This window comes from Pseudomonas oryzicola (assembly GCF_014269185.2).
Lineage (GTDB): Bacteria > Pseudomonadota > Gammaproteobacteria > Pseudomonadales > Pseudomonadaceae > Aquipseudomonas > Aquipseudomonas oryzicola.
In genome coordinates this window covers 3,873,469-3,890,298 of the sequence record NZ_JABWRZ020000001.1, presented here as the reverse complement: position 1 = coordinate 3,890,298, position 16,830 = coordinate 3,873,469, and the positions used below count along the sequence as shown (strand labels likewise).

Here is a 16,830-nt window from a genome sequence, read left to right as displayed (position 1 = left end):
AGCGCGATGAGCGATTCCGGCAAGGCCAATGATCTGCTGGCGCAGCTTCCCAAGGCCAAGGGGCTGCCGCCGGTGCATCTGTGGAACCCGGACTTCTGCGGTGACATCGACATGCGCATCGCCCGCGATGGCACCTGGTACTACCTGGGCAGCCCGATCGGACGCAAGCCGATGGTGCGGCTGTTTTCCACCATCATCCGCCGCGACGGCGATGACTACTTCCTGGTTACCCCGGTGGAAAAGGTGCGTATCCGCGTTGACGATGCGCCGTTCGTGGCCGTGGCGCTGGACGTGCGCGGGCAGGGTGAGCAGCAGGTGCTGCGCTTCACCAGCAATGTCGAGGACCAGGTTGAGGCCGGGCCTGCCAACCCGCTGCGCGTGGTGACCGACCCGGTGACCCAGGAGCCTTCGCCGTATGTGTTGATGCGCAGCAACCTCGAGGCGCTGGTTCATCGCAACGTGTTCTACCAACTGGTGGAGCTGGCGGTACCGCGCGATATTGCAGGCGAGGAATGGCTGGGGGTGTGGAGCCACGGTGAGTTCTACCCGATCGGGCGCAACTGCTGAAGGAATACGGCTTGTGTCGGCTTTCTGGTCGTAACCATGACACGGCTGTAACGAAAAAGCCCCCGGTGCTTGCGCATCCGGGGGCTTTTTCAGTGTTTGGCTCCGCGACCTGGACTCGAACCAGGGACCCAATGATTAACAGTCATTTGCTCTACCGACTGAGCTATCGCGGAATCTGCATGTATCTTACTGATTGCCAGGGGGAAGTCAAGCCGCCCCCTGACAAATCAAGCAGTTACAGCACTTCAACGATGGCCTTGGTGACCACGTGGATGTTGCTCTGGTTCAGTGCGGCTACCGCGATGCGGCCGGTGTCGAGGGCGTAGATGCCGAAGTCGTTCTTCAGGCGGGCGACCTGTTCAACGGTCAGGCCCGAGTACGAGAACATGCCGACCTGGCGGCCAACGAAGCTGAAGTCGCGCTTGGCGCCGTACTGGGCCAGCAGCTCGACCATCTGCTTGCGCATGCCGTGGATGCGCTCGCGCATTTCGGCCAGTTCGGTTTCCCACATCTGGCGCAGTTCGGCACTGTTCAGTACGGTGGCAACGATGGTTGCGCCATGGGTCGGTGGGTTGGAGTAGGTGGTGCGGATCACGCGCTTGACCTGCGACAGCACGCGGGTGCTCTCGTCCTTGGAGGCGGTGACGATCGACAGCGCGCCGACGCGCTCGCCATACAGCGAGAACGACTTGGAGAACGAGCTGGACACGAAGAACTCCAGGCCCGATTCGGCGAACAGGCGCACGGCGAAGGCGTCTTCGGCGATACCGTCACCGAAGCCCTGGTAGGCCATGTCGAGGAACGGCACGTGGCCTTTGGCCTTGACCACTTCCAGCACGTTCTTCCAGTCGTCCAGGTTGAGGTCGACACCGGTCGGGTTGTGACAGCAGGCGTGCAGTACCACGATCGAGCCGGACGGCAGGTTATTCAGGTCTTCCAGCATGCCGGCGCGGTTGACATCGTTGGTCGGTGCGTCGTAGTAGCGGTAGTTCTGCACCGGGAAGCCGGCCGATTCGAACAGGGCACGGTGGTTTTCCCAGCTCGGGTCGCTGATGGCGACCACGGCGTTCGGCGAGATGCGCTTGAGGAAGTCGGCACCAATCTTCAGTGCGCCGGTACCGCCGACGGCTTGTACGGTGACCACGCGGCCTGCGGCCAGCAGCGGCGACTCGGCGCCGAACAGCAGCTTTTGTACAGCCTGGTCGTAGGAGGCGATGCCGTCGATCGGCAGGTAGCCGCGCGAGGCGTGCTGGGCGGCACGCTGGGTCTCGGCTTCGATCACGGCGCGCAGCAGCGGAATGCGGCCTTCCTCATTGCAGTAGACGCCTACGCCCAGGTTGACCTTGTCGGTACGTGGGTCGGCGTTGAATGCTTCGTTGAGGCCCAGAATAGGGTCGCGGGGTGCCAGCTCGACAGCGGAAAACAGGCTCATTGTTACCTTGGCTCTGATTGGAGTGTGATAGGGCGTACACGCTCCAGCCGAATGCACTGAAGCGGTGCACAAACGGGGTGTCAGTATAGTGATACCGACCGGTCACCGCGACACTATGGCGCAGCTTTTCCGGTGATTTGCGCAAATATTTTTCGACCATTGGTCCAATTACCCGGTCCACCGTAACAAGCGCTCACTGCTATGCCTTGAAAGGGCCCCCGGCGAACGCATTTTGGGTATAGACTACTGGCTAAATTTACAGTTGCTGAAACACCGCGAGGTCCGTCATGTCCGAGTTCCAGCTCGTCACCCGTTTCCAGCCGGCCGGCGACCAGCCCGAGGCTATCCGCCAGATGGTCGAAGGCATCGAGGCGGGGCTGTCGCACCAGACGCTGCTCGGGGTGACCGGCTCGGGCAAGACCTTCAGCATTGCCAATGTCATCCAGCAGGTGCAGCGCCCGACCCTGGTGCTGGCACCGAACAAGACCCTGGCCGCTCAGCTGTATGGTGAATTCAAGGCGTTCTTCCCCAACAACGCGGTGGAGTATTTCGTTTCCTACTACGACTACTACCAACCCGAAGCCTATGTGCCGTCCTCCGACACCTTCATCGAGAAGGACGCATCGATCAACGACCATATCGAGCAGATGCGCCTGTCGGCCACCAAGGCGCTGCTGGAGCGGCGCGATGCGATCATCGTTACCACGGTATCGTGCATCTACGGCCTGGGCAGTCCCGAGACCTACCTGAAGATGGTGCTGCACGTCGATCGCGGCGACAAGCTCGACCAGCGTGCACTGCTGCGACGCCTGGCCGACCTGCAGTACACCCGCAACGAGATGGACTTCGCCCGTGCAACCTTCCGTGTGCGTGGCGATGTGGTCGACATCTTCCCGGCCGAATCGGACCTCGAGGCCATCCGCATCGAACTGTTCGATGACGAGGTGGAGAACATCGCCGCCTTCGACCCGCTGACCGGCGAGGTCTTCCGCAAGCTGCCGCGGTTCACCTTCTACCCCAAGAGCCACTACGTCACCCCGCGGGAAACCCTGCTGGAAGCGGTCGAGGGCATCAAGGAAGAGCTCAAGGACCGCCTGGAATACCTGCAGAAAGCCAACAAGCTGGTGGAGGCGCAGCGCCTGGAGCAACGCACCCGCTTCGACCTGGAGATGATCCTGGAACTGGGCTACTGCAACGGCATCGAGAACTACTCGCGCTACCTGTCCGGGCGCCCGGCCGGTGCGCCGCCGCCCACCTTGTACGACTACCTGCCGCCTGATGCCTTGCTGGTGATCGACGAATCCCACGTCAGCGTGCCGCAGGTAGGTGCCATGTACAAGGGCGACCGTTCGCGCAAGGAAACCCTGGTCGAATACGGTTTCCGCCTGCCCTCGGCCCTGGACAACCGGCCCATGCGTTTCGACGAGTGGGAGGCGGTCAGCCCGCAGACCATTTTCGTGTCGGCGACACCGGGCACCTACGAGGCCGAGCACGCCGGGCGCGTGGTGGAACAGGTGGTGCGCCCGACCGGCCTGGTCGACCCGCAGGTGGAAGTGCGCCCGGCGCTAACCCAGGTCGACGATCTGCTGTCGGAAATCCGCAAGCGCGTGGCACAGGGCGAGCGGGTGCTGGCGACCACGCTGACCAAACGCATGGCCGAAGACCTTACCGACTACCTGGCCGACCATGACGTGCGGGTGCGTTATCTGCACTCGGACATCGACACCGTCGAACGGGTGGAGATCATCCGCGACTTGCGCCTGGGCAGCTTCGACGTGCTGGTAGGCATCAACCTGCTGCGCGAGGGCCTGGACATGCCCGAAGTGTCGTTGGTGGCGATCCTCGATGCCGACAAGGAAGGCTTCCTGCGTTCCGAGCGCTCACTGATCCAGACCATCGGCCGCGCGGCGCGCAACCTCAATGGCCGGGCCATCCTGTACGCCGACCAGATTACCGGTTCGATGCAGCGGGCCATCGACGAAACCGAGCGTCGCCGTGAGAAACAGATTGCCTTCAACCTGGCCCATGGCATCGTGCCCAAGGGCGTGGTCAAGGACATCACCGACATCATGGAAGGTGCCACCGTGCCAGGCGCGCGCAGCAAGAAGCGCAAGGGCATGGCCAAGGCGGCGGAGGAGAGCGCCCGTTACGAGGCCGAGCTGCGTACGCCAGGCGAGATCACCAAGCGCATCAAGCAGTTGGAAGAGAAGATGATGCAGTTCGCCCGCGACCTGGAATTCGAGGCTGCGGCGCAGCTGCGCGACGAGATTGCCCAGCTTCGGGAGCGGTTGATTACCAGCTGACGCGTGGCGTGGGGGAGGCCGCTCCCATAGGGGGGCGCGCCGCATCTGAAACAGGCTTAATGGGCTTCCCCAGCCTTCAATCCCTCCGGCAACTTGCGGGTCATCAACACCGCCACCATGCTTATCGTCAAGCCGATCCCGACAAAGTGGAAGGCATCGTTGTAGGCCATGATCAACGCCTGCTGATGGGTAATCTCGCTCAATTTCCCCAGCGCGGCATTGTCATTTCCCAGCCGCTCTGCCAGTTGCGCCAGGCGCTCCGCCACCTGTGGGTTGCTCGGCACCAGCGCTTCCCTCAAATAATCGAAATACACCTTGGTCCGCGCATCCAGCAGCGTGGCCAGTAGCGCAATGCCGATCGCCCCGCCCAGATTACGCAGGATATTGAACAGGCTCGATGCCGAGCCGGCATCCTGCGGCTGGATATACGCCGTGGCGATCAGCGAGATGGTTACCATGATCATCGGCTGGCCGATGGCGCGGATGATCTGGATATGGTTGAACTGCGGCCCGGCAAAATCCGGGTTGAGTACCCCCGAACCAAAACTTGCGACGCCGAACAGGCAGAAGCCCAAAGCGCACAACACCTTGGGTGACACCACTTTCATCAATTGCGGCACCAGCGGGATGAGGAACAGCTGCGGGATGCCCATCCACATGATCACCTCGCCGATCTGCAGGGCGTTGTAGCCCTGCACCTGCGCCAGATACAACGGCAACAGGTAGATCGAGCCATACAGGCCCACGCCCATGCCCAGGCTGGCGATGCTCGACAGGCCGAAGTTGCGGTTACCCAGGATGCGCAGGTTGATCAGCGGTTGTGGCCTGGAAAGCTGCAGGATGACGAAGGTGATCAGGCTGATCAGGGCGATGCTGCCGAGGCCGACGATCAGCTGCGACTCCAGCCAGTCCTTGCGGTGGCCTTCCTCCAGAAATACCTGCAGGCAACCCAGGCCCAGGCCCAGGGTGACGATGCCGGCGTAGTCGGTGCTTTTCAGCAGCTCCCAGTGTGCGTCCTTCTTCTCCAGCCCGTACAGCAGGCCGGCGATCATCACCAGGCCTGGCGGGATATTGATGTAGAAGATGTATTCCCAGCCCCAGTTTTCCGTCAGCCAGCCACCCAGGGTGGGGCCAATGGAGGGGGCGAAGGTGGCGGTCATGGCGAACATGGCCATGCCCTTGGCGCGGTGGTGCTCGGGCAGCTTGATCAGGGTCAGGGTGAAGGCCAGCGGGATCAATGCGCCGCCGGTAAAGCCCTGCAGGGCACGGAACAGGATCATGCTCTCCAGGTTCCAGGCCATCGAACACAGCAGCGACGACAGCAGGAAGCCGCCGGACACCCACACCGCCAGGCGCCGCGCCGACAGCAGTTGCACCAGCCAGGCGGTGAGCGGAATCATGATGATTTCCGCCACCAGGTACGAGGTGGAAATCCACGAGCCTTCCTCCAGCGTCGCCGACAACGCGCCCTGGATATCCTTCAGCGACGAATTGGTGATCTGGATATCCAGCACCGCCATGAACGCACCGAGCATCACGCTCATGACCGCGATCCAGTCGCGGCGGGTCGGCTCCGCTGTGGGCCTGAGCAACACGTCAGCGGCCATTTTGGCCTTCGTCTTCGCTGCGCAGGTCGACGGTGGCGGTCACCGACATGCCTGGGCGGATGCGCCCGTGCAGCGGGTTGTCGGCACGGAAGGTCAGCTTGACCGGGATGCGCTGCACTACCTTGGTGAAGTTGCCGGTGGCATTGTCGGGTGGCAGCAGGCTGAACTGCGCACCAGAGGCGGCGAACAGGCTGTCGACCCGGCCTTCGATCGGTGTATCGGGGTAGCTGTCGAAGACCAGTTCGGCGCGCTGCCCTGGCTGCATGCGGCCGATCTGGGTTTCCTTGAAGTTGGCCTGCACCCAGATGTCTTCGTCCGGCACGATCGACAGCAGGTAGGCACCGGCTTGTACCACCTGGCCATCGCGAGCATTGCGCTGGCCGATGGTGCCGCTGATCGGCGCACGGATTTCGCAGCGGGTCAGGTTCAGTTCGGCTTGGGCCAGGTCGGCGCGGGCGTTGGCGATTTGCGCGTCAAGGCGCTTGAGTTCGGCGCTGAGTGCGTTGACCTGCTGGCGCTGGCTTTGCAGGTCGGCGCGCGCCTTGTCGACCTGCGAGCCGGCAACATGGCTGTCTGCCGACAGCGTGGTGACGCGCTCTTCCGAGACGAAGCCCGGCTTGCGCAGCTTCTCGGCGCGGCTCAGGTCCAGGCGCGAGCGGTCGAAGGTGGCCTGGTTGGCTGCCACCTGGGCCTGGCCGGCGGCAATCAGGCTGGCCTGCTGGGTGAGGCGGCTTTCGGCCTGCGCATGCTCGGCTTCGCGGGTAGCCAGGGCGGCGCGGGCGCGTTGCACGGCCAGTTCGAAGTCGGCGGCCTCCAGCCGCACCAGCAAGTCGCCCTTGTGCACATGCTGGTTGTCAGCGACCGCTACTGCTTCGATGCGCGCGCCCAACTGGCTGGAAATGCGCGTGATTTCGCCCTGCACGTAGGCGTTGTCGGTACTTTCATAGAAGCGCCCCTTGAAGTACCAGTGGCCGAGGAAGGCGAGGGCAATGGTCGCCACCAGGATGAAGAAGACCAGCAGGCGACGTTTGAGTTGGGCAGGCATGAGCACTATGGTTCCAGAAATGTAAATAAATTTAACAGCGGCATGGGGCTCATCGACAAGTGTCGTTCGCGCCATTGCTGGAGCCCGGTGCCTGCCTCCTGCTAACATCCCGCCTTTGTTTCATCTTTCGTTCGAGACCCTCCATGACCACCGTACGCACGCGTATCGCGCCATCGCCGACCGGCGACCCCCATGTCGGCACTGCCTACATCGCCCTGTTCAACTACTGCTTTGCCAAGCAGCACGGCGGTGAGTTCATCCTGCGCATCGAAGACACCGACCAGCTGCGCTCCACGCGCGAGTCGGAACAGCAGATTTTCGATGCCCTGCGCTGGCTCGGTATTGAATGGAACGAAGGCCCGGACGTCGGCGGCCCGCACGGCCCCTACCGGCAGAGCGAGCGTGGTGAAATCTACGCCAGGTATGCCAAGCAGCTGGTTGATGCCGGCCATGCCTTCTATTGCTTCTGCACCGCCGAAGAACTGGAGCAGATGCGTGCCGAACAGCAAGCCCGTGGCGAAACTCCGCGCTACGACGGCCGCGCGCTGTTGCTGAGCGCCGAAGAGGTGCAGCGCCGCCTGGACGCTGGCGAGCCGCACGTGATCCGCATGAAGGTGCCGAGCGAAGGTGTATGCGTGGTCCCGGACATGCTGCGTGGTGATGTCGAGATCCCGTGGGATCGCATGGACATGCAGGTGCTGATGAAGAACGACGGCCTGCCGACGTACTTCCTGGCCAACGTGGTCGACGACCATCTGATGGGCATCACCCACGTGCTGCGCGGCGAAGAATGGCTGCCATCGGCGCCCAAGCTGATCAAACTGTACGAATACTTCGGTTGGGAGCAGCCCAAGCTGTGCTACATGCCGTTGCTGCGCAACCCGGACAAGTCCAAGCTGTCCAAGCGCAAGAACCCGACCTCGGTGACCTTCTACGAGCGCATGGGCTTCATGCCCGAGGCGATGCTCAACTACCTGGGCCGCATGGGCTGGTCGATGCCGGACGAGCGTGAGAAGTTCTCCCTGGCCGAGATGGTCGAGCACTTCGACCTGTCGCGTATTTCGCTGGGCGGCCCGATCTTCGACATCGAGAAGCTGTCCTGGCTGAACGGCCAGTGGCTGCGCGAGCTGCCGGTCGAAGAGTTCGCCGCGCGTCTGCAGAAGTGGGCGTTCAACAGCGACTACATGATGAAGATTGCCCCGCATGTGCAGGGCCGGGTGGAAACCTTCAGCCAGGTTGCTCCGCTGGGCGGGTTCTTCTTCGAAGGTGCGCTGAAGCTCGACGCCAAGCTGTTCGAAAGCAAGAAGCTGTCGGCCGATCAGGTGCGCCAGGTGATCCAGCTGATCTTGTGGAAGCTCGAAAGCCTGCGCCAGTGGGAAAAGGAGCGCATCACCGGTTGCATCCAGGCGGTGGTCGAGGCGCTGGAGCTGAAGCTGCGTGACGCCATGCCGCTGATGTTCGCCGCCATTACTGGCCAGGCAAGCTCGGTGTCGGTGCTCGATGCCATGGAAATTCTTGGCCCCGACCTGACCCGCTACCGCCTGCGCCAGGCCCTGGACCTGCTGGGTGGGGTGTCGAAGAAAGAAAACAAGGAATGGGAAAAGCTGCTGGCGTCCATCGCCTGAGTGCCTTCGGAAGGCATTAGCCGAACCCTGCAGGGGCGGCCTTGTGTCGTGAAATGAGCGCAGCGTGGTCCCGGAATTTCGGCTTCAGTGCAAGAAACGCCGGGGCCGCTTTGCGGCCCTTTCGCGACACAAGGCCGCTCCTAAGCAGGCGCGGCGCTTCGATTCACCAGGGCAGGGCGGTAAGTGATTGTTATCTGTGAAAATTTTTTTGAATATTTTGAAAAATTAGTTTGACAGCCCTGCAATCCGATCTTAATATGCGCCCCGTCCACAGCGATGAACGAAAACGAAACGTCAGGCACCCAGCCAGCGCTTCGGTTCAAAGCGACATTGTGGGGCTATAGCTCAGCTGGGAGAGCGCCTGCATGGCATGCAGGAGGTCAGCGGTTCGATCCCGCTTAGCTCCACCAAATTCCGTTTGGCAGCCAAGGCTGTCGAGCAAGGCCGGGTCCAGCAACCGGGTCTTGAAGGTAAGAAGGTTCGTCCCCTTCGTCTAGTGGCCTAGGACACCGCCCTTTCACGGCGGTAACAGGGGTTCGAGTCCCCTAGGGGACGCCAGTTTTGCACAAGCGATGTTTCAGGATGTCGCTGGGCCGAGAGGCTATAAATCCGGGGCTATAGCTCAGCTGGGAGAGCGCCTGCATGGCATGCAGGAGGTCAGCGGTTCGATCCCGCTTAGCTCCACCAATTCTGCCAGGGTCCACATGCGTGGATCTTCGCGAAGGTTACGTCCCCTTCGTCTAGTGGCCTAGGACACCGCCCTTTCACGGCGGTAACAGGGGTTCGAGTCCCCTAGGGGACGCCACTTTTCCTGCGTTTTGCAGGGCTTAAAAAGGCTCGTCGATTATTGATGAGCCTTTTGTTTCGGGGCTATAGCTCAGCTGGGAGAGCGCCTGCATGGCATGCAGGAGGTCAGCGGTTCGATCCCGCTTAGCTCCACCATTTCTGCCAGGGTTCACATGCGTGGATCTTCGCGAAGGTTACGTCCCCTTCGTCTAGTGGCCTAGGACACCGCCCTTTCACGGCGGTAACAGGGGTTCGAGTCCCCTAGGGGACGCCACATTTACCCGCGTATTGCGGGACCTTAAAGGCTCATTCGCTTATTGAATGGGCCTTTTGTTTTTTCCCTTCTCGAAAAAAATCTCACTGACAGATGGCCGCAGAATCCGCTTGCAGAAAAATATTATGAGAATAATATTTCGATCATCATATTTTCCTGGTGAGTGCCTCATGAGCGACAAGAAGAGCAAAACCCGCGAGCGCATTCTCGAAGCGGCATGCACTGCATTGATCCAGCACGGCCCGGCCGAGCCTAGCGTCAGTCAGGTGATGGGGGCGGCAGGCCTGACTGTGGGCGGCTTCTATGCCCATTTCGACAGCAAGGACGACATGATGCTCGAGGCGTTCCGCCAACTGCTCAGCGAACGCCGGGCCTTGCTGGCCCAGGTCGATCCCGGCCTCGATGGTACCGAGCGGCGGGCGTTGGTCAGCGCCTTCTACCTATCGCGCAAGCACCGCGATGCCGAGGTGCATGCCTGCCCACTGCCCAATTCGCTGGGTGAAATGCAGCGCCTGCCAGAGGCTTTTCGCGAGGTGCTGGCCGAGCACATCGAGTTGATGACTGCCGCCATGGTCGACTGCCCCGAGGAAGCCGACAAGGCGCTGGCCGACCTGGCCCTGATGATTGGCGGTCTGGCCCTGGCCCGTGCCTTGGGCACCAGCGAACTGTCTGACCGGATTCTACGCGCCGCCAAATCGGCGGTGCTCTGAGAGGAGCATGGCGATGACCACCCTGAGCTGGATTCGTGGTGTCAACGGCACCCTGGGCCATCTGGCCCCGGAGCATATTGCGGGCAAGATGCGCCGTGCGTTCATGACCCCGCGCAACCTGCCGCCGCGGCAGTGGGAGCTGCCGGTGCTGGCCAGCGCCGAACGCATCACCCTGCGCTTCGGTTTGTCCGCGTTGCGATGGGGCAAAGGGCCGACCGTGCTGTTGATGCACGGCTGGGAAGGGCGCCCGACCCAGTTCGCTGCCTTGATCGAGACCCTGGTCCAGGCCGGGCATACCGTGGTCTCGCTGGAAGGGCCGGGGCATGGTCGGTCGCCTGGCGAGCAGGCGCACGTGGTGCTGTTTGCCCGGGCCTTGCTGGAGGCTGCCGCCGAGTTGCCGCCGCTGCGCGCGGTGATTGGCCATTCCATGGGCGGTGCCAGTGTGTTGCTGGCGCTGCAGATGGGCCTGCGCGCAGAAGCGGCAGTGAGCATCGCTGCGCCGGCACAACTGCTGGGCGTACTGCGTGGGTTCGCGCACCGCCTGGGGCTGCCGGCACGCGCGCGGGCCGCGTTCATCCGCCAGGTAGAGCGGGATGTGGGCATGCAGATTGCGCGGCTCGATGTCAGTGGTTATCAGCTGGAGTTGCCGGGGCTGGTGGTGCATGCCGCCGATGATGAGCTGGTACCTGTCACTGAAGCCCAGGCCATTCACAAGGCCTGGTTCGACAGCCGGCTGCTGCGGCTGGAGGAGGGCGGGCACCAGCGCGTGCTGGCTGACCCACGCTTGAGTGAAGCCGTGCTCGAATTGCTGGCGCAGGCGGATGCACCGGCGCGGCAAAGCGCCTGATCGACGCGCCTGGCATCGCCCGAGGCGGTCGTTCCGGCACCACTCGACGTGGCTGCTCCGGCAACGACTGCGTCGGGCTCACTAGCAGGCGCAGAAGGTCTGGACATTCCCCCGCAGGTCGCTGCTAAATCCACTTTTGCGCCAAGGAAGCGAACATGAGCTGGGATCTGGCAACACCTTTTGTCATCGACCTGCGCGTCGCCAGCGAGGACATCGATGGCCTCGGCCACGCCAACAATGCCGTTTACGTCACCTGGTTGGAACGCTGCGCCTGGCGTCACTCACAGCGCCTGGGCCTGGATCTGGCCGAATACCGCCGGCTGGACCGGGCCATGGCCGTGGTGCGCCACGAAATCGACTACCTGGCCGCCGCCTACGAGGACGATGAGCTGCAACTGGCCACCTGGATCATCGACTGGGACCAGCGCCTGCGCATGACCCGGCGCTTCCAGCTCAAACGCCCGCGTGACGGCGTGACCCTGCTGCGCGCCCAGACCACCTTTGCCTGCATCGAGCTGTCCAGTGGCAAGCCCAGGCGCATGCCGGCGGAATTCCTCAACGGTTACGGCCCGGCGCTGATCGGCGCCTGAAACACCGGCAATTTTTGCTAGACTGCCGGCTTTTTCCCCGAGACCCCGACATGCAAATTGCCCTGGCCCCCATGGAGGGGCTGGTCGACAACATCCTGCGCGACGTGCTGACCCGCGTCGGCGGTATCGACTGGTGTGTCACCGAGTTCATTCGCGTATGTGATCGCCTGCTGCCGCCTGCCTCGTTCGACAAGCTGGCGCCCGAATTGCGCAGCGGCGCGCGGACTGCCGCAGGGGTGCCGATGCGTGTGCAGTTGCTGGGCTCCGACCCGGTGTGCCTGGCCGAAAACGCCGCGCTTGCCTGCGAGCTGGGGGCGCCGGTGATCGACCTGAACTTCGGTTGCCCGGCCAAGACCGTGAACAAGTCACGCGGTGGCGCGGTGCTGCTCAAGGAGCCGGAGCTGCTGCACGCCATCGTGCGCGAGGTACGCCGCGCCGTGCCGGCGGATATTCCGGTGACGGCGAAGATGCGTCTGGGCTTTGACAGCCCCGATGGTGCGCTGGACTGTGCCACCGCCCTGGCCGAAGGTGGTTCGGCGCACCTGGTGGTGCATGCGCGGACCAAGGTCGAGGGCTACAAGCCGCCGGCCCACTGGGAGTGGGTGGCGCGGGTGCAGGATGTGGTCAAGGTGCCGGTGTTTGCCAATGGCGAGATCTGGACCGTGGAGGACTGGCGGCGTTGCCGTGAGGTCAGTGGTGCCGAAGACATCATGCTGGGCCGCGGGCTGGTCTCGCGCCCCGACCTGGGGCTACAGATTGCCGCCGCGCGTGATGGGCGCGAGTATCTGCCGATGACCTGGACCGACCTGCTGCCGTTGTTGCGTGAATTCTGGCGTCAGGCCCAGGCCAAGCTGTCGCCACGTTATGCGCCGGGGCGGATGAAGCAGTGGTTGGCGATGCTGACCCGCAGTTACCCGGAAGCGGTGGTACTGTTCGCCGAATTGCGCCGGGAGGATGACTGTGCGCGGATCAGTCGCTTGCTTGGGGTTGAGGAGGCTTCCTTCGAGGTCTGTGTTGCCTGACCTGGCCCTGTCGCGGTCAGGCCCGGTGCAAGTCGGTGGAATTTTTCGGTTTGCCCCCTTGAAAGCATATTCCTCGACCCTATCTCTTGAGTACGCGATGCCGAAGTCGGGTCGCGTAGTGACTTTACTTGCTGAATCTCAGGAGTTTACGACCATGACTACCGCTTTCTCTCTCGCTCCACTGTTCCGCCATTCCGTGGGTTTCGACCGTTTCAACGACCTGTTCGAGTCCGCGGCACGTAACGAGGCCGGTAGCAGCTACCCGCCCTACAACGTGGAAAAGCATGGCGATGACCACTACCGCATCGTGGTAGCCGCAGCCGGCTTCCAGGAGCAGGACCTCGACCTGCAGGTCGAAAAAGGTGTCCTGACCGTGTCCGGTGGCAAGCGCGACAACGGCGCCGAAGAAGTGACCTACCTGCACCAGGGTATCGCGCAGCGCGCCTTCAAGTTGTCCTTCCGCCTGGCCGACCATATCGAAGTCAAGGCTGCCGGCCTGGCCAATGGCCTGCTCAGCATCGACTTGCTGCGCATCGTGCCTGAAGAAGCCAAGGCCAAGCGCATCCCGATCAATGGCGACAAGCCGGCGCTGAACTGATCGCGGCGATGTGAAAAAGGGCACCCCAGTGGTGCCCTTTTTTGTGTCCCGCTGTGGTGGCTCTTGCGCGGCAACTGTTGCAGGAGCGCATCAGTATCAGCTTCCGTAATTAGCCGGCGCCTCCAGCAACATCTGCCGAAACTCCGACAAGGGCAGCGGCCGGCTATGCAGGTACCCCTGGTACAAGTGGCACCCCAGCCGTTCCAGGAACTCCAGCTGTTCGGTCAGCTCCACCCCTTCGGCAATTACCGCCAAACCCAGGCTGCGGGCCATGGCAACGATGGCGCGGACGATCTCGGCGTCGTTGGGATCCATCGGCGCATCGCGCACGAAGGTCTGGTCGATTTTCAGTGCGTCTACCGGCAGGCGCTTCAGGTAGGTCAGTGAGGAGTAGCCGGTGCCAAAGTCATCCATCGCAAAACTCACCCCTTGGCGCTTCAGCTCGCGCATCTTGCTGATGGTGTCTTCGAGGTTCTGGATGACGATGCCTTCGGTGATTTCCAGCTTCAGCATCTGCCGTGGCAAACGGTAGTCGTCCAGGCTGCGCAGCACCCGCCCAACGAAATCGTTCTGGCGGAACTGGCGCGGGCTGATGTTCACACACAGGCTGAAGCTGTCGGCCTCGACCAGCCCGTCGGCAAGCATGCTGGCGCAGGCATCGCAGGCTTCGTCGAGGATCCAGCTGCCAACCTCCAGGATCAGGCCGCTTTCTTCCAACACCTGGATGAATTGTGCCGGTGGTTGCTGGCCCAGTTGCGGGTGGTGCCAACGCAGCAACACCTCGGCGCCGACGATGCGGTTGTCACGCGCATCCACCTGCGGCTGGAAGTGCAACGCCAATTCGCCGCGGGCCAGGGCCAAGCGCAGGTCGTTTTCCATGCGCAGGCGCTCGCTGGCGGCCTTCTGCATGGTGGTATGGAATAGCTGGGTGGTGTTGCGCCCGGAATCCTTGGCCCGGTACAAGGCGATATCGGCGCGCTTGAGCAGGTCGGCTGGCGTGGCGCCATGGTCGGGGATCAGTGCGACACCGATGCTCGGCGTCACCTGCAGGCGCTGGCCATCCAGCGACATTGGCTCGGCCAGCAGTTCGCGCAGATTGTCGGCCAGTTCACGGACTTTTGCTTCGACCATGTCGCGGCTGCCTTCCAGGCCGCTCAGCAACACTACGAACTCGTCGCCACCCAGGCGTGCCACGGTGTCCTCCAGGCGCACGCTGGCTTCCAGGCGTGCGGTGATGATCTTCAGCACCGTGTCGCCCACCGGGTGGCCCAGCGAGTCGTTGATGTGCTTGAAATGGTCGAGGTCGAGGAACAGCAACGCGCCGCGCAGGTTATGGCGCTTGAGCAAGGCAATCTGCTGGCTCAGGCGGTCCATCAGCAGGGCGCGGTTGGGCAGGTTGGTCAACGGGTCGTGGTAGGCCAGGTGGCGAATCTGCGCTTGCGCATTCTTCAGCTGGCTGACGTCGCGAGCGTTCAGCAGCAGGCAGTCGACCTCGTTCAGGGTAATGGGCTCGACGGATACCTCCACAGTGAGGATATCGCCACGCTTGTTGCGCCCGAGCATCTCGCGGTGGTGCACCCGGCCCCGCTCGCGCAACTCCGCCAGCAGGGCGCTACGCTGTTTGTCGTCGGCCCAGATACCCACCTCGTACACCGTGCGGCCGACCACTTCGGCGGCGCTGTAGCCGGTCAGGCGGCAGAAACCGTCGTTGATTTCCAGGTAGCGGCCACTGTAGCGCTCGGTGATGGTGATGGCGTCGGGGCTGGAGTGGAAGGCTTTGGCGAACTTCTCCTCGCTGGACTTGAGCGCCGCCTCGGCGCGCTGCTGCTGGGTGATGTCGCGCAGGGTAGTCACGCTGCAGGGCTGGCCATCGACGGTGATCAGGCGGCTGGAAATCACGCAGGTCAACGGTGCACCATTGCGGTGGTTGACCACCACGGCAACGTTGCTCAGGGCCTGCTCGCGGATCACCCGCTCGATGCGCTGCGCGCGCTCGAAGGTCTCGGCCCACAGGCCGATTTCCTCGGCAGTGCGGCCGATGACCTGGTCGGTGCTCCAGCCAAAGGTCTGGGTGAACGCCGGGTTGATCTCGATGAACTGGCCGGTGTCCTGGCGGTTGACGCAGATCGGGTCGGGGCTGACCTGGAACAGGCTGGCGAATTTCTCTTCCGAAGCGCTCAGGCGTTGTTCACGCTCCACCTGGTCAGTGATGTCGAGCAAGGTGCCGGCCATGCGCAACGGGTTGCCCTGCTCGTCGCGGTACAGCCGGGCGCGGCTTTCGATATAGCGCGAGACGCCGTTCTCCAGCTGTACCTGGTAGGTGATCTGGTAGTTGCCGGCAGGGCCTTCGCGCAGGCTGCGGTAGGTCTGGCGCATCGCGTTGCGCTCTTGCTCCGGCACACCTTCGAAAAACGCGTCGAACGATTCGTGAAAGGGGATCGGCGGCAGGCCATGCAGCTGTGCGGCGCGGGCCGAGCCGTAGAGCATGCCGCTGGGGATATGCCAATCCCAGGTGCCCAGCTGTGCCGAGTCCAGGGCCAGGTCCAGGCGCTCCTGGCTTTCCTTCAGCGCCTGTTCGGCGCGTTTGCGTTCGGTGGTGTCCATGAAGGTGCTGAGGAGGAAGGTCACGCCTTCCAGCTCTATGCCCTGGGTGCTGAGTATGCCGTCATGTACCTTGCCGCTGATGGCGCGGAACTGGACCTCCAGGTTCAATGGGCCGTTGCTGGTACGGGTCGATTCCAGCAATTGGTGGCGCTGTTCGGGGTTGACCCACAGGCCCAGTTCCAGGCTGGTCTTGCCGATCACCTGGCTGCCGGGCCAGCCGAACATGTTTTCGAAGTGCTGGTTGACTTCGAAAATCATGCCGTCGTGGCGGCGGGTCAGCAAAATGGCGTTGGGGCTGAGGTGGAACAGGGTGGCGAAGCGCTTTTCCGAGTTTATCAGCGCTGTTTCCCGTTCGCGCTGGCGGGTGATCTCGCGGATGACCCCGATCATCTGCGGCCGGCCGTGCTGGTCATGGGTCAGGCTGCCATTGATCTCCAGCCAGTGCAGGCTGCCGTCCGGCCAGCGGATGCGGTGGCGCATGGCTTTTTCCGCCGGTTCGCCGTTGACCACGGCCTGGAACACCTGGCGGGTGCGGGCGCGGTCTTCCTCTGGCAGCAGGTCGAGATAGTCGATATCGCTGGGTAGCGGTTTGTGCGGGTCGAAGCCAAACAGCGCCTGGGTGCCCCGTGACCAGCTCACCCGGCCGGTCTGTATATCCCATAGCCAGGCGCCCAGGCGCGCCCCGTTGAGCGCTGCCAGCAATTGCGGGGCGTTCTGCCAGGCCTGTTCCGACTCCTGGGGATCGGCCGCAGGGATGCGCGGCAGGCGCGGAAAGCGGTTCGCTGATTTGGGCATCGGTACCAGACCTTTGGCGTATGAC

Annotated in this window: 12 protein-coding genes and 7 tRNA genes; 14 read left to right on the top strand and 5 right to left on the bottom strand. The window is 62.9% G+C overall.

The features are described 5' to 3' along the window. The first annotated feature begins 6 nt into the window (after positions 1 to 6). The gene (locus HU760_RS17915; RefSeq protein WP_186680210.1) at positions 7 to 567 is read left to right on the top strand and encodes a DUF1285 domain-containing protein; all 561 of its coding nucleotides are present in this window, start codon (positions 7 to 9) and stop codon (positions 565 to 567) included. 97 nt (positions 568 to 664) lie between these two features. Here HU760_RS17915 and HU760_RS17910 read toward each other — a convergent pair. Together HU760_RS17910 and HU760_RS17905 are read right to left on the bottom strand one after the other, a co-directional pair. Next, a tRNA-Asn gene (locus HU760_RS17910) sits at positions 665 to 740 on the bottom strand. Between the two features lie 62 nt (positions 741 to 802). Continuing rightward, positions 803 to 1,999: an amino acid aminotransferase gene (locus HU760_RS17905; RefSeq protein ID WP_186680202.1), complete on the bottom strand. Its 1,197-nt coding sequence runs from the start codon at positions 1,997 to 1,999 to the stop codon at positions 803 to 805. A 287-nt stretch (positions 2,000 to 2,286) separates the two neighbouring features. Between HU760_RS17905 and uvrB the strand changes: the two genes are divergently transcribed. Further along, a complete protein-coding gene (gene uvrB, locus HU760_RS17900) occupies positions 2,287 to 4,302 on the top strand; it encodes an excinuclease ABC subunit UvrB (protein WP_186680201.1) in 2,016 nt (671 codons plus the stop codon). A 56-nt stretch (positions 4,303 to 4,358) separates the two neighbouring features. Here uvrB and HU760_RS17895 read toward each other — a convergent pair whose 3' ends face one another. Together HU760_RS17895 and HU760_RS17890 are read right to left on the bottom strand one after the other, a co-directional pair. Next, positions 4,359 to 5,909 (bottom strand): MDR family MFS transporter, encoded by a 1,551-nt coding sequence (locus tag HU760_RS17895; protein ID WP_186680199.1) that lies wholly within the window; start codon positions 5,907 to 5,909, stop codon positions 4,359 to 4,361. Then, positions 5,899 to 6,954 carry an HlyD family secretion protein gene (locus tag HU760_RS17890; RefSeq protein ID WP_186680197.1) on the bottom strand — a complete coding sequence of 352 codons (1,056 nt, stop codon included), beginning with the start codon at positions 6,952 to 6,954 and terminating at the stop codon, positions 5,899 to 5,901. Before HU760_RS17890 ends, HU760_RS17895 begins: the two co-directional genes overlap by 11 nt. A gap of 143 nt (positions 6,955 to 7,097) precedes the next feature. Here HU760_RS17890 and gltX point away from each other — a divergent pair, with 143 nt between their 5' ends. The 12 genes from gltX to HU760_RS17830 all read left to right on the top strand — a co-directional run bounded on the left by gltX (position 7,098) and on the right by HU760_RS17830 (position 13,406). After that, complete coding sequence (gene gltX, locus HU760_RS17885) at positions 7,098 to 8,579, top strand: glutamate--tRNA ligase (RefSeq protein ID WP_186680195.1); 1,482 nt, start codon at positions 7,098 to 7,100, stop codon at positions 8,577 to 8,579. A 334-nt stretch (positions 8,580 to 8,913) separates the two neighbouring features. Continuing rightward, positions 8,914 to 8,989, top strand: a tRNA-Ala gene (locus tag HU760_RS17880). Between the two features lie 72 nt (positions 8,990 to 9,061). Beyond that, positions 9,062 to 9,137, top strand: a tRNA-Glu gene (locus HU760_RS17875). A gap of 53 nt (positions 9,138 to 9,190) precedes the next feature. Beyond that, positions 9,191 to 9,266: transfer RNA gene (locus tag HU760_RS17870), tRNA-Ala, on the top strand. A 42-nt stretch (positions 9,267 to 9,308) separates the two neighbouring features. Continuing rightward, a tRNA-Glu gene (locus HU760_RS17865) sits at positions 9,309 to 9,384 on the top strand. A 61-nt stretch (positions 9,385 to 9,445) separates the two neighbouring features. Further along, a tRNA-Ala gene (locus HU760_RS17860) sits at positions 9,446 to 9,521 on the top strand. 42 nt (positions 9,522 to 9,563) lie between these two features. After that, positions 9,564 to 9,639 (top strand) — tRNA-Glu (locus HU760_RS17855). Between the two features lie 170 nt (positions 9,640 to 9,809). Beyond that, positions 9,810 to 10,349 (top strand): TetR/AcrR family transcriptional regulator, encoded by a 540-nt coding sequence (locus HU760_RS17850; protein ID WP_186680483.1) that lies wholly within the window; start codon positions 9,810 to 9,812, stop codon positions 10,347 to 10,349. Between the two features lie 13 nt (positions 10,350 to 10,362). Continuing rightward, positions 10,363 to 11,196, top strand: coding sequence for an alpha/beta fold hydrolase (locus HU760_RS17845; protein WP_186680481.1), 834 nt, complete (start codon positions 10,363 to 10,365; stop codon positions 11,194 to 11,196). Positions 11,197 to 11,351: 155 nt separating this feature from the next. Then, positions 11,352 to 11,786 carry an acyl-CoA thioesterase gene (locus HU760_RS17840; RefSeq protein WP_186680479.1) on the top strand — a complete coding sequence of 145 codons (435 nt, stop codon included), beginning with the start codon at positions 11,352 to 11,354 and terminating at the stop codon, positions 11,784 to 11,786. Positions 11,787 to 11,836: 50 nt separating this feature from the next. Further along, on the top strand, positions 11,837 to 12,808 hold the full coding sequence (locus HU760_RS17835; RefSeq protein WP_186680476.1) for a tRNA dihydrouridine synthase: 972 nt from the start codon (positions 11,837 to 11,839) through the stop codon (positions 12,806 to 12,808). Between the two features lie 154 nt (positions 12,809 to 12,962). Next, positions 12,963 to 13,406, top strand: a complete 444-nt coding sequence (locus HU760_RS17830; protein ID WP_186680474.1) for an Hsp20 family protein — start codon at positions 12,963 to 12,965, stop codon at positions 13,404 to 13,406. A gap of 96 nt (positions 13,407 to 13,502) precedes the next feature. Here HU760_RS17830 and HU760_RS17825 read toward each other — a convergent pair whose 3' ends face one another. Further along, a complete protein-coding gene (locus HU760_RS17825; RefSeq protein WP_186680472.1) occupies positions 13,503 to 16,805 on the bottom strand; it encodes a PAS domain S-box protein in 3,303 nt (1,100 codons plus the stop codon). Positions 16,806 to 16,830 lie beyond the last annotated feature (25 nt).

Excerpts from the sequence above, each read along its gene's own strand:
- gltX (WP_186680195.1), top strand. The coding sequence starts at position 7,098 with ATGACCACCGTACGCACGCGTATCGCGCCATCGCCGACCGGCGACCCC.
- uvrB (WP_186680201.1), top strand. The coding sequence starts at position 2,287 with ATGTCCGAGTTCCAGCTCGTCACCCGTTTCCAGCCGGCCGGCGACCAG.
- HU760_RS17905 (WP_186680202.1), bottom strand. The coding sequence starts at position 1,999 with ATGAGCCTGTTTTCCGCTGTCGAGCTGGCACCCCGCGACCCTATTCTG.
- HU760_RS17850 (WP_186680483.1), top strand. The coding sequence starts at position 9,810 with ATGAGCGACAAGAAGAGCAAAACCCGCGAGCGCATTCTCGAAGCGGCA.
- HU760_RS17835 (WP_186680476.1), top strand. The coding sequence starts at position 11,837 with ATGCAAATTGCCCTGGCCCCCATGGAGGGGCTGGTCGACAACATCCTG.
- HU760_RS17825 (WP_186680472.1), bottom strand. The coding sequence starts at position 16,805 with ATGCCCAAATCAGCGAACCGCTTTCCGCGCCTGCCGCGCATCCCTGCG.
- HU760_RS17845 (WP_186680481.1), top strand. The coding sequence starts at position 10,363 with ATGACCACCCTGAGCTGGATTCGTGGTGTCAACGGCACCCTGGGCCAT.
- HU760_RS17915 (WP_186680210.1), top strand. The coding sequence starts at position 7 with ATGAGCGATTCCGGCAAGGCCAATGATCTGCTGGCGCAGCTTCCCAAG.
- HU760_RS17895 (WP_186680199.1), bottom strand. The coding sequence starts at position 5,909 with ATGGCCGCTGACGTGTTGCTCAGGCCCACAGCGGAGCCGACCCGCCGC.
- HU760_RS17840 (WP_186680479.1), top strand. The coding sequence starts at position 11,352 with ATGAGCTGGGATCTGGCAACACCTTTTGTCATCGACCTGCGCGTCGCC.
- HU760_RS17830 (WP_186680474.1), top strand. The coding sequence starts at position 12,963 with ATGACTACCGCTTTCTCTCTCGCTCCACTGTTCCGCCATTCCGTGGGT.
- HU760_RS17890 (WP_186680197.1), bottom strand. The coding sequence starts at position 6,954 with ATGCCTGCCCAACTCAAACGTCGCCTGCTGGTCTTCTTCATCCTGGTG.